The sequence below is a fragment of the Ruegeria sp. BI12 genome (assembly GCF_056537985.1).
In genome coordinates this window covers 70,074-82,374 of the sequence record NZ_JBQFSL010000004.1, presented here as the reverse complement: position 1 = coordinate 82,374, position 12,301 = coordinate 70,074, and the positions used below count along the sequence as shown (strand labels likewise).

The 12,301-nt window shown below is 58.9% G+C and carries 11 protein-coding genes; 3 read left to right on the top strand and 8 right to left on the bottom strand.

Features of this window, described 5'->3' with window-relative positions:
- Nucleotides 1-14: 14 nt before the first annotated feature.
- The 6 genes from ACR0AK_RS21620 to ACR0AK_RS21595 form a co-directional block, all read right to left on the bottom strand.
- Nucleotides 15-149 carry an aa3-type cytochrome c oxidase subunit IV gene (locus ACR0AK_RS21620; protein ID WP_058273578.1) on the bottom strand — a complete coding sequence of 45 codons (135 nt, stop codon included), beginning with the start codon at nt 147-149 and terminating at the stop codon, nt 15-17.
- Between the two features lie 68 nt (nt 150-217).
- Nucleotides 218-778: a hypothetical protein gene (locus ACR0AK_RS21615; protein ID WP_480794931.1), complete on the bottom strand. Its 561-nt coding sequence runs from the start codon at nt 776-778 to the stop codon at nt 218-220.
- On the bottom strand, nt 765-2,603 hold the full coding sequence (locus tag ACR0AK_RS21610) for a glycerophosphodiester phosphodiesterase (protein ID WP_480794930.1): 1,839 nt from the start codon (nt 2,601-2,603) through the stop codon (nt 765-767). Before ACR0AK_RS21610 ends, ACR0AK_RS21615 begins: the two co-directional genes overlap by 14 nt.
- Nucleotides 2,604-2,667: 64 nt before the next feature.
- Nucleotides 2,668-3,120 (bottom strand): DUF6173 family protein, encoded by a 453-nt coding sequence (locus ACR0AK_RS21605; RefSeq protein WP_480794929.1) that lies wholly within the window; start codon nt 3,118-3,120, stop codon nt 2,668-2,670.
- A gap of 4 nt (nt 3,121-3,124) precedes the next feature.
- The gene (locus ACR0AK_RS21600; RefSeq protein ID WP_480794928.1) at nt 3,125-4,171 is read right to left on the bottom strand and encodes an MBL fold metallo-hydrolase; all 1,047 of its coding nucleotides are present in this window, start codon (nt 4,169-4,171) and stop codon (nt 3,125-3,127) included.
- Nucleotides 4,171-5,874 (bottom strand): acyl-CoA dehydrogenase family protein, encoded by a 1,704-nt coding sequence (locus tag ACR0AK_RS21595; RefSeq protein ID WP_480794927.1) that lies wholly within the window; start codon nt 5,872-5,874, stop codon nt 4,171-4,173. The genes ACR0AK_RS21600 and ACR0AK_RS21595 overlap by 1 nt, the downstream gene beginning before the upstream one ends.
- A 137-nt stretch (nt 5,875-6,011) precedes the next feature.
- Between ACR0AK_RS21595 and ACR0AK_RS21590 the strand changes: the two genes are divergently transcribed.
- Complete coding sequence (locus tag ACR0AK_RS21590; RefSeq protein ID WP_480794926.1) at nt 6,012-6,962, top strand: L-threonylcarbamoyladenylate synthase; 951 nt, start codon at nt 6,012-6,014, stop codon at nt 6,960-6,962.
- Here ACR0AK_RS21590 and ACR0AK_RS21585 read toward each other — a convergent pair whose 3' ends face one another.
- Complete coding sequence (locus ACR0AK_RS21585) at nt 6,963-7,517, bottom strand: YqgE/AlgH family protein (RefSeq protein ID WP_170562604.1); 555 nt, start codon at nt 7,515-7,517, stop codon at nt 6,963-6,965. It abuts the gene before it with no gap.
- A gap of 145 nt (nt 7,518-7,662) precedes the next feature.
- Here ACR0AK_RS21585 and ACR0AK_RS21580 point away from each other — a divergent pair, with 145 nt between their 5' ends.
- On the top strand, nt 7,663-8,469 hold the full coding sequence (locus ACR0AK_RS21580; RefSeq protein ID WP_170562601.1) for a protein-disulfide reductase DsbD domain-containing protein: 807 nt from the start codon (nt 7,663-7,665) through the stop codon (nt 8,467-8,469).
- A 13-nt stretch (nt 8,470-8,482) separates the two neighbouring features.
- On the top strand, nt 8,483-8,902 hold the full coding sequence (locus ACR0AK_RS21575) for an NUDIX hydrolase (RefSeq protein ID WP_480794925.1): 420 nt from the start codon (nt 8,483-8,485) through the stop codon (nt 8,900-8,902).
- Here ACR0AK_RS21575 and ACR0AK_RS21570 read toward each other — a convergent pair.
- Nucleotides 8,899-12,297 carry an efflux RND transporter permease subunit gene (locus ACR0AK_RS21570; RefSeq protein ID WP_480794924.1) on the bottom strand — a complete coding sequence of 1,133 codons (3,399 nt, stop codon included), beginning with the start codon at nt 12,295-12,297 and terminating at the stop codon, nt 8,899-8,901. The genes ACR0AK_RS21575 and ACR0AK_RS21570 overlap by 4 nt on opposite strands.
- Nucleotides 12,298-12,301: the final 4 nt, after the last annotated feature.

Below are 12,301 nucleotides of genomic sequence, written 5' to 3'. Positions count from 1 at the left end.
AACCCCGTTTTGGATTAAGCGGCAAAGACTGCCAGGAACAGGCAAAGTAAGGCGATGGCAACCACGCACCATGTGGTGGCTTTGACAAACCCATCAAAGGTTTTGGTTTGAACAGTGATATCCATTTCGCCGTGCTTGTGTTCAGCCATGAGTCTCAGAATCCTAATTCGCGTGTTTGAAATGTTGGATAATCGAAAATCCTGGGCCTGTCACCACGTCATTCGCGCGCAGGGGCCAAAGGAGGAAATACCGAACACCCCGGATACCCAAAACCCCAGCGCCAGGGCAGGCCAGAACACGGGCCGCCGCCGAACCGGACCGCTGCATACATCGCCTCAGCCGTGACGGAATGAGCGGTACGGATTTGTTCGGCCGTCATATCATAGCGTTCGGCGTATTCCTCGTCATGTTCAACCCCATGCTGTTTGACGCAGGCACGCAAGGTATCATCTGCTGAAAGGCGCGCCTCGTAGCTGTCTTCGGCCCGCAAAGCCCCACCCGCGTGGTGGTAGGCGCGATCATGGGCCACACAGCAATATTCCCAGGGCGGGTGTGCCTCATATAAAGCCCGAAAGCTGGGGAACGTATCCGCTACAAAGCGCCAGCTTGCCGAAAGACCGCCCGAACAACCATCGGTTTCAAACGAGGTCAGCTCTGCACCTTCGCGTTCTGCCATCAGGCTGCGATGCGCGGGTAACTCGAAGCTGCGCATGACGTCCTGCGCAGTGGCGGCCGTGGCACTAAGCAAAAGGATCGCTGCCAGCCTAAGGGCTTTCATCGCGCGCCGCCTCAGTATCAAAGGACATGCCGAAGGTGGTGGCCAGCCATAGCAACAAGCGCTCTGCCGGACCCATTTCTGCGCGCACCCGCAGCACTTCGTTCGCCATCGCTGGCCGGTCCGTGATCAAACCGTCTACGCCCATCGAGGCCATCGCCGACATCTGCAGCGGGTCGTTGACCGTCCAGACATAGATATCCTTACCTGCCGCCTGAACCGAATTGACCAAACCCGGCGTCGCCATGGCGGCGTTCACAGCAACGAAATCACCTTCGAGACCCGATAGATCACCCACCGCAGTCGCGGCCAGAACCCCGGCCCGCCAGTCGGGACGGATCGCCTTCATCTTTTGCACAGCCGGGTATTTCAGGGACATCGTTGCAATATCGTCCTGCATATCCAGCTCTTCGACGAGGGCGACGACGCGATTCTCAAGGTCTATGTCGTGGCCATAATACTTCAGCTCTATGATGACCTTGGCCTTGCCCTTCGCGGCCTCCAGCACATCGCGCAGTGTCGGCGTACGCTCATCGGCGTATTCCGGGCCAAACCAGCTGCCGATATCGATCTGGTCGATGTCCTCCATCGTGGCATCCCAGACCTTGAGGTTGACGCCAGCAAGTTTCATGAAGTCGCTATCATGGGCGACGATGACCACATCATCTGCAGTTTCCTGCACGTCTATTTCGACCCAGTCGGCACCATCCTCGATCGCCTTGAGAACCGAGGCCATCGTGTTTTCGGGCCGAAGCGCCGCAGCGCCGCGATGTCCGATAACCTCGGCGCGGTCCGGCGCCTGTACCCTTTCCAGAAGGTGCTGGCCGAACCATATCCCGACAAGAACGGCAACGACTGCGGCTCCAACAGCCATGAACACCGATATGCGTATGTTGCGCGGCTCAGGATGCGGTGGTTCGGATGTTTGGATGTCAAAGAATCCATCGAGCAGCACAGCCAAAGCGCCAAGCGCCGTGGCCGCCAAAACTAATCCGGCCAGTGACCAGATCCCGGCAACGCCCAGGCTGTAAATCAGGGCCAATCGCAGGTTAGCTGCGCCTTGCAACGGCACCAGTGCGAACAAAAGCCCCGCAACCCAGGCAATCATGGCGGCGATGGCAAGGCGCATAACCAACCAGATGGCCAATTCTATCTTGAGGCGCCCACGCTTACCCTCCATCCGGCTGGCGCTGATACCGAATGCGTGCCCGGGATGTACACCCTCAAACAAAACCAGATGCAGCGACAAGGCCCAGGCTGAGAGACGGCGAATAAGCACCCACGCCATTACCAGAACAACAGCCCCAATCAGAACCAAGGCCACCCAGAATGAGGGCGGGTGGAAAGTCAGGTAATAGTTGATGTCGTATTCCGTCAGCGTCCACCACGCGATAACGGCAGAAACAACGGCAAAGGGCAAAACCAACAGCAAAACCCGCATGACAAAGCGCACCGCAAAGCCAAACAGGGATGGAAGTCGCGACAATATTAACCTGATCGAAGAACTGCCCGACCGCCAGGGGTCCGGCTCTGCCATCCGCAATGATCCGGCCATGACCGAAAAGACAAACACCTCGGCCAGAAGAAACAAGCTGAGAACAGCGATGGCCGCGACAAAACCGGCAGGCGACAGGATGAACGCCGCGATGGCCTGATCCGTCAGTGCGGTTTGGTTGGACAACCTAACCGCAAGATTCACTGCGATAGCGACACCCGGCGCAACCAGGGCAACCAGCAGCAGGCGCACGACGAGGTAGATCGGCACAAAGACACGGCGACGCGCCCACGCATCTTTGTAGGCACTTGTAACAGAAGAGAAAGTGGTCACGCGACACCCCCTTGAATGGTGGACTCATTCAAGGCTGCGCAGACGTGAATTGCAAGTCAGGTGATCAGCTTTCTTCCAGATCCGCCGCCAGACGGAACCCGATCCGGTTGGCGGGTTTATCCTCGACCGATTTGGGCAATGCCCGCAACATCACGTTCAACTGGCTGACATGCTGCACCAGCTGAGTGCGCGCGCCGGTCGCGTCGGATCCGTAAAAGGTGATGATATCAGGGTCGAAATACCCCATCCCTTCGATCCGCATGACACCGGCGTCTCCGCCAGTGAAGCCCATCGCGACTTCTTGGTCACCTGTCAGAGTTTTCTCGAAATTCTGGATATAGAGGATCAGACGTTCATACGCCCATTGCGCGGGGCTTTTTGTTTCAACCGGTTTTTGCAACGGGCCAGGCAGGTCCTTCGCACCGGACTCGGACTCAGAGTTCGCATGCACTTCGTAGCAACGCGGCAGAGCTGCGGCTTCGGCGGCCTCGGCCGATGTTTCGATCTGATCCTGCATGGCTTTACCCTTTGCGCTGAAACTCCCACGCCCCGTCCGCGCGGCGCGTCCGGGTGACAGCACCAATGTGGTAAAGATGGTTCAGATGTGCAACCGCTTCGACCAGCGCAAGCCCATACTCGCCGCCACTGATTTGCCGTTTGAACAAAGGCACGAAACACTCGGCTGCGGTTTTTGGCTGGTCCAGATAGTCCTGCAACCGATCAAGCGCGCCGTGATGGTTGGAAATCAATTGCTTCATCCGTGTTGGCAGCCCTGTGAAAGGCAGCTTATGCCCGCCCAGTGCCAGATGATCAGGCCGTGCCAACCCCTGAAGCCGCTCGCAGGCTTCCAGCCATTCGGCAACCGGGTCGGCCAAAGGTTCAGTGACATAGACACCTAAATTGGGACTGATCGAACTGAGTATCTGATCGCCTGTGATCACGAGGTTGTCGTCGCGGCTCCAGAACGTGGCGTGTTCTGGGGCATGACCATTGCCCATATGCACGTCCCAATCGCGCCCGCCCATACGGATCACACTACCCTGCTTGATCCGAGTGAACCCCAGTGGCATCGGATAAACGGTGTCGCAATAATTGAACGGGCGCTCGGCCATCCGCTTGGCCAGAACCTCGGGCGCCATACCTGCGCTGCGATAATAATCCAGAGTTTCCTGCGGCCAGCTTTCCTGAACATCCAGTTGCAGCATACGCGAAAACAGCCAGGAGGTGCGCGAAGCCACCAGCTCGACGCCGTGTTCGGATTGGAACCAACCCGCATTGCCCACATGGTCGGGGTGATGATGCGTCACCACCACCCGCTTGATGGGCTTGCCACCCAACGGACCGGCCATCAGTTTTTCCCAGATACGCCGGGTCTTGTTCGATGACATGCCCGTATCGATTACGGTCCAGCCGTCGCCATCGTCCAACGCATAGATATTGACGTGATCCAGTGCCATAGGCAGCGGCAAGCGCATCCAAAGCACTCCTTCGGCGACCTCGATCGCCTCACCCTCGGCCGGAGGTTCGGGCCACGGATACCGGATCGCCAAAGGGGTATCTCCGTCCATCAGGCCAAAAGCTCCTCGACGCTGAGCCCGAACACATCATCTGCGCCGTTCTGAGCTTGCGCCAGCAGTCCGGCATATTCGGGCAACAGTGCGTTGATGTAGTAACGAGCCAGTTTGAAGCGCGGACCACCCGGTTCTGCCAAAGCAGCCATCAGATGATAATGCGCGCCCAGAACGCGGGCAAAGGCGTGAAGGTACGGCACCGCACCGGCAAATCGGTTGTTCAACTCGGATTGCGCAACCATCCATTCGGTTGTTTCGCGCAGGCTTTCCGTGGCTTCCCAAACCGGGCCAGCCAATTCGGGTATGGTTGCGCGCGCCTGCTCGGCGTGATCCTCGATTTCGTCCAACAGACGCGATGCTGCGTCGCCGCCGTCCATCATCTTGCGCGCGACAAGGTCCATGGCCTGAATGCCATTGGTTCCCTCGTAAATCGCAGTCACACGGACGTCTCGGTAGTACTGCGCGGCACCGGATTCTTCGATAAAGCCCATGCCGCCATGCACCTGAACGCCGTTTTCGGACACCCGCATACCGGTCTCGGTGCCAAAAACCTTTCCGATCGGTGTCAGCAGGGCGGCACGAGCTGCCCAGTCTGCATCGCCGGTCGCGTTGGCCATATCAATGGCGGCAGCGTTGGCCAGCATGATCGCACGCGCGGCGAACGTGTCGGCACGCATACTCATCAGCATCCGACGCACGTCGGCGTGGTCAACGATCGTACCTGATGGCGTTTTGCCCTGCTTACGGTCCAGCGCATAGGCCAGCGCGTGCTGATAGGCACCTTCGGCTGCACCCACACCCTGACCACCGACGCCCAGACGCGCGTTGTTCATCATGGTGAACATCGCAGCCATGCCGCCATGTTCCTTGCCCACGATCCAGCCCTTAGCACCGTCAAATTGCATCACGCAGGTTGGTGAGCCGTGCAGGCCCATCTTGTGTTCAACCGATACGACCTTCAAATCATTCGCAACGCCGGCCTTACCGTTCTCATCCGGCAGGTACTTGGGCACCAGGAACAGCGAAATCCCCTTGGTTCCGGGAACGCCATCCGGCAATCGCGCCAGAACCAGATGGCAGACGTTCTCAGCAAAATCGTTGTCACCCCATGAGATAAAGATTTTCTGCCCTGTCACAGAAAAAGTGCCATCCCCATTGGCTTCGGCTTTCGAAGTCAACGCACCCACATCCGACCCGGCCTGTGGTTCTGTCAGGTTCATGGTACCAGACCACTCACCCGCCATCATCTTGGGCAGATACAACTCCTTGAGCTCATCGCTGGCGTGGTGCTCAAGCGCCTCGATCTGGCCCTGCGTCATCAGCGGCGCAAGTTGCAGCGACAGGCAGGCGGCTGACATCATCTCGTTCACGGCGGTGGTCAGCGTCATCGGCAGCCCCATGCCGCCATATTCCGGATCACCGCTCATTCCGATCCAGCCGCCTTCGGCAATGGCTTTCCAGCCGTCAGAATAACCGGGCGAGGTGCGTAGCACGCCGTTTTCCAACCGTGCTGGCTCCAGATCACCGGGTCGCTGCAGCGGAGCCATCACCTCTTCGCACATTTTCCCGGCTTCGGTCAGAATGGCACTGACGACATCTTCGCTGGCTTCCGAGAATTTCTCGGTCTCGGCGATCTGTTCGAAGCCGACCGCGTGGCGGAACAGGAATTCATAATCAGAGATTGGCGCGCGGTATGGCATGTCTTCCCTCGGAGCTGTCTGATTGCATTTACGCCGACGGGCTTGGAATTTCCACCGCCCATCTTTATGCATCTGGGTTCAACCGATTACGTATCGGTCCACATGCTATACGCAATCAAAACGCGGCGTCACCACCCATGATCCCTAACGGCACCCTGACATTATCCGCCGATCCGGCCGGAATCGCGCTGGCTGCAGACCTGCTGCGCCAGGGGCTTTTAGTCGCAATCCCGACCGAAACAGTTTACGGCTTAGGCGGGGATGCGCGTAACGGCGAAGCCGTAGCCAGCATCTATGCCGCCAAGGGACGACCCAGTTTCAACCCGCTGATTGCGCATGTAGCCTCGGCCGAAGCTGCCCGGCGTTTCGTGACATGGTCCGATAATGCCGAGGCTTTGGCGGCCGCGTTCTGGCCCGGGCCGCTGACCTTGGTTTTGCCGCTGCGGCCGGATCACGGGATATCCTCGCTGGTAACTGCCGGGCTTGAAACCCTCGCGGTGCGGGTTCCAGCCCATCCTGCGGCGCGCGCGTTGCTGTCCGAGTTTGACGGCCCGGTCGCCGCGCCTTCTGCCAACCCATCCGGACAAATCAGCCCAACGACCGCCGCACACGTCCTGTCCGGATTGAATGGGCGCATCGCCGCGGTGCTGGATGACGGTCCATGCGGGGTCGGATTGGAAAGCACCATTGTGGGTCTTTCCGGCGAGCCCGCGCTTTTGCGCCCCGGCGGTGTTGCGCTGGAGCAGATCGAGGCCGTTTTGGGAACTCAATTGCATCATCACTTACCGGGTGATGCGCTGAGCGCGCCAGGTCAGCTGCAATCGCACTATGCTCCGGATGCGCCCGTTCGGTTGGACGCAAGCACCGCGCAGGGAGATGAAGTACTGTTGGGGTTTGGCCCGGTAGACTGCGATCTAAACCTTTCAGCGAAAGGTGATCTTTCCGAGGCGGCGGCGAACCTGTTCGCCGCTTTGCACAGCCTGAATGACACCGGCAGGCCAATTGCGGTTACGCCAATTCCAGATCATGGATTGGGTGCAGCCATTAACGACCGCCTGCGCCGTGCCGCAGCCCCGCGAAACAGCTGATCAGGCGCGCCCGGACTCCGCAGACAGGATCAGGGGGTCAACGCCCAAAGTCGCCAGAGCGCCGCTCCATTTCTCATCATCCGGCACATCAAAGACCAACTGTGACGACGCCTCAGTCGTGAGCCAGCCGTTCAGGGCGATTTCGTCCTCAAGCTGACCGGGTCCCCAGCCCGAGTAGCCCAACACCAAAGTTGAGTTCAAAGGCCCGCGCCCCGAGGCAAGATCCTCGAGGATATCCAGCGTTGCCGTCATGCTGAACTCATCCGTGATGTGCATGGAATGCAAGTTCGCTTCGTAATCCGAGCTGTGCAGGACAAAACCACGCGACATCTCGACCGGACCGCCGAAATGGACCAGACGTTCGCCCACGACCGGAATCCGGCAGGGGATGTTCAGCTGACTCAACAGGGTTTTTAGCCGCAAGTCCGAAGGTTTGTTGATTATCAAGCCCATAGCACCATCTTCGCCATGGCTGCACAGGTACACCACTGAATGGTCAAAACGCGGATCGCCCATGCCGGGCATCGCAATCAACAGTTTTCCGGTAAGATCCATGGGCGGACATCTCTTAACAGGTCTGTTTCAACAATGACCCTTGGTCACCCGGAATGGCAAGGGATCAGCACACATTTCCGCAGATTTCATCCCAGTGACCGGAACGTGACTTGGAATCTGCGCCGCAACCGCGCATTTATGAACCATGAGCGTTAAAAAGATATTTCCGGCGATCGCCCTTACCATCGGCGTGGCCTTACCTGCGACAGCGCAGGTAAAAGGCCCTGTTGCTGAGTTGGACATTCTGGACGGCGGACGTACAGCGAAAGGAACATATCTGAGCGCCGTGCGTGTGACGCTGCAAGACGGTTGGAAAACCTATTGGCGTGCGCCGGGGGATGCTGGGATCCCGCCGGAATTCAACTGGACCCGCTCGGACAATGTTGGCGGCGTGTCGATTACGTGGCCCGCACCGGATGTCTTTGACCAGAACGGGCTGCAATCGATCGGCTATGAAAACCAACTAGTTCTGCCGGTCGAGATCACACCGAAAAACCCGGCGCGGCCCGTACGGCTGCAAGGAACAATGGATCTGGGCGTCTGCAAGGACGTCTGTATCCCCGAACAACTGGAATTCGACCATACTCTGGACGCAGAAGCCGGGCGAAACCCGACCATCGCTGCAGCGCTTGCCCAGCGACCCTTTTCTGAACGAGAAGCCAATGTGGCGCAGGCAAGCTGTCACCTGTCACCAACAGCCGACGGGATGCAGATCGAGGCACGGGTGACCATGCCTTCTGCCGGCGGGCGCGAGGTTGCGGTGATCGAACCGGGCAATCCTGCTCTCTGGGCCTCTCAGACGCAAACAAAACGGACGGGCAATACTCTGGTCGCAACCTCCGAGGTAATCAACGCATCCGGAGGGCCATTTGCGCTGGACCGATCGGAAATCCGTATCACTGTTCTGGGTGCAAATCACGCGGTCGACATTCAGGGCTGCAGCGCAGGCTGAGCCCGGTGATTTCATGACACAAACCCCAAAAATCGGCGCTTTGGCGGTTGTCCTGCATAAGGACCAAGTGCTGCTGGTTCAGCGCAGCAAGCAACCTGATGCTGGGCTATGGGGGTTCCCTGGGGGTCATGTGGAATGGGGCGAGACTGTCCTGCAAGCCGCGCAAAGAGAACTGCGCGAAGAAACCTCGGTCATCGCAGACCCACAGCACTATTTAGACAATCTTGATTTGCTGCGCTGGGACGCGAACGGCAACGTCCAGACACACTACCTGCTGGTAGGCGTGGCCTGTCAGTATCAAACCGGCGACCCCTTTGCAGGTGACGACGCGCTCGACGCGCGTTGGTTCCCTGTGGATCAGATCCGCCGTGGCGAATTGGAGATGAGCAACCGCGTCATCGACCTGCTGGAAACTGCCCTGCGCCGGGCTTAGGTCGCGGATCTTTTGAACCGCGCATAAAGCAGGCCGGAAGCTGCGAGGCTGAAGAACAGGATCAACGCAGCGCCGGCAACGAATGCACCCAGCCCCATCTGCAGGATCGCCATGCCACTCTCGCCAGCATAGAGACCGGACAACACCCCAAGAGGTGCACCGGTAAACGCGGGCCAAACCATTGTAACCGCAAACCACAAAAGCAGGGCAAGGCCCGTGCACGCCAAAGCCCCTTGCACCACCCGGTCCGGGGCGCGGGCAGCACGGCGCATCGCGGTCATTGGACGGGCCAAATCGTTCAGAATGGCAAGCAATGCCGGCACCAGCAGCAAGACCAGCAACATCCCGAACCCAAGCCCATAGACCAACGTAATGACTGTGGGCTTGAGAAACTGCGCCTGTTGCGATCCTTCATAAAGCAGCGGGGTCAGCCCCAGCACTGTGGTCAGAGTGGTCAACATCACAGGCCGCAATCGATCCGCCGTGCCCTCGACAATCGAAGGAACAAGCCCACGCTCTTTTTGGTAGCTGTCAATGGTGGTCACCAAAACGATCGAGTCGTTGATGATAATCCCCGTCATCCCCAACAGGCCGACAACCGTGAACATGCTCAGCGGGACGTCCCACAGATAGTGTCCCCATATCGCACCGACCAAGCCAAAGGGGATAATCGCCATCACCACCAGCGGCCGTGTCCAGCTGGCGAACACCCAGGCGAGCACCAGATAAATGCCTGTCAGACACAGGATCAGGCCGGTACGGGCCTCGGACAGGAACTCATCTTCCTGTTCACTCAGACCGGCCATGCGCCATTCAACCTGTCGTTCCGAGGCGATTTTCGGAAGGATTTCCTCGCCCATGGCACGTGCAATCTCAGCCGCGCGCGTCGGGTCGTCTTCCGATATGTCACCGTTTACCGAGATCACACGCAGGCCATTTTCGCGCCGGACGGTCGAGAAGCCGGACTTTCGCTCGACCGACACGATATCGGCCAACGGCACATACACTCCATCGGGTGTGCGCATCAGAGTGCGCTCCAGGAAATCGGCGGTCAGCTCGCCTTCAGGCAACTCTACCCTGATCTCGGCACTGCGCGGGCCATCCGGGAAGGTCGCCGCCTCGATCCCGTTCAGGCGATCACGCAACACGCGACCCAGCGTTTCAATCCGGAAACCCAGCGCCTGACCCTGTGCCGTCAGGTCCAGGATGTACTCTTCCTTGTCATAGGCAAGGTTGTCTTCCAGTGCCGAAACCTCGGGGTATTTTGAAAGCTCGGTCTGCAAATCCTCGGAAGCGGATTTGAGCGTGTTCACATCCGAGCCATAGAACTGAACATCAATGGCATCACCACCGGGTCCCGAGCGCCAGCCTCGGAAACTGAGCAGTTCGACCTTTGGATGGCGGGGCACAAAGTCCTGCAACTCACCCACAAATTCAAAGCTGGAATAGGGGCGCAGATCCGCATCAATCAGCTCGATAGAAATACCACCCAGCAAATCTGCGTCTTTGCCATCCGCTGCCGCCAATCCCCAACCTGCGGATCCGCCAACCTCGGCCAGAACATAGTCGATCGGGTTGCGACCATGGCGCTCTTCATAGATTTGGCCCAACTCTTCGGTCGCCCGCTGCAACTCGTGCATCATGGCCACAGTCTCGGCGCGGGTGGCGCCTTCGACCATTATGAAGTTGCCCGTGACCGAGCCACGCTCGGGTGCGTTAAAGAACCGCCAGTTCACGTCGCCGCGAATGAACAGGGCAATCTGACTGGCCAAGACCACCACCATCAATGCGACCACCACATAGCGCGCCCACACGACCCAGGCGATCAACGGGCGGAACAGATGATCGCGCACCCACCGGAACCCGCGATTGACCACCCGGTTCGGCAGATCATACCAGTGTTCTTTGGTGGAATGCGCGATGGCATGCGCCATGTGGTTCGGCAAGATCAAGAAGCATTCGATCAACGAGGCAATCAGCACCGCGATCACCGTAAAGGGGATGTCGCGTATCAACTCGCCAAACCGGCCGCCAACCAGGGTCAGACCAAAAAAGGCAATCACCGTCGTCAGGGTCGCCGCAAAAACCGGCATCGCCATACGCCGTGCCGCCCGTTCGGCAGCCACCATCGGTGCCTCACCCAGCCGGCGCGCGCGGAAATCAGCATGCTCGCCCACGACGATGGCGTCATCCACAACAATGCCCAGCGTGATGATCAAGCCGAACAGGGACACCATATTGATCGACAGCCCACCGATATACATGAAGGCAATCGCGGCGGACATGGCAACCGGAATGCCGGCAGCGACCCAAAAGGCGATCCGAGCGTTCAGGAACAGGAACAGCAGACAGACAACAAGGCCCAATCCGACGAGACCATTGTCCACCAGAATATCCAGACGATCGGTGATCGCCTGGGCGCGGGTTCGGATCAATTCGATTGTCACGCCTTCGGGGACGCTGGCCTGCATTTCCTTCACAACGTCTTCGACCGTGTGCTGGATTTCGATCGCGTCACCTAGATTCGAGCGATCCACCCGCACCGACATCGCAGGATTTTCGCCCACGAAATAACTGCGATTGCGATTGACACCTTCGACCCGGATTTGTGCTACATCGCCCACCAGCAACTTGGATCCATCCGCAAAGTTGCGCAGCGCTATGCCTTCGATTTCCTTGGGCGTGCGCTTTTCCGTGCCTGTGCGAATACGGGCATTCGCGCCAGTCACATCACCCGCCGGGTTTGCGTTGACCTCAGCCGCTACGGCTGACGCAACCTCGGACAGCGTGATGTCGTTAGCAATCAGTTGTGCGGTCGGTATCTCAACCACAATACGCGGCGCGGCGAGGCCTCGAATTGTTGTGCGCGTAACACCAACCGCAAAAAGACGGTTGATCAATTCGTCGGTGAACTTGGCCAGATGATCGGGGTCGACTGGCCCTGTCACAACTACATCCGTAACCCTGTCGCGCCAGGCACCGCGGCGGATCGTCGGTTCCTCGGCATCGTCGGGCAGGCTGGTGACACTGTCGACGGCAGTCCGGACCTCTTCGACGGCGCGGGACATGTCCCAATTCGGCTCGAACTCCAGCTGGATGCTGGCGCGCCCTTCACGCGAGGTCGACTCGGTGCTGGCAACGCCCTCGACCGCCAGCAAGGCAGGTTCGAGCACCTGAACGATCCCGTTGTCCACGTCTTCAGGACCGGCCCCGTCCCAATCAACACGGACGTCGACACGTTCTAGAACCACATCAGGAAAGAACTGCGCCCGCATATTCGGGATCGCCGCCGCACCCAGTACCAGCATCACCAGCAGTAGCAGGTTTGCCACCGTTTTGTGACGCGTGAAGTAACTGAGGATACCGCCTGCCGCGCTGGGGATCTCGCGCATCATAGCG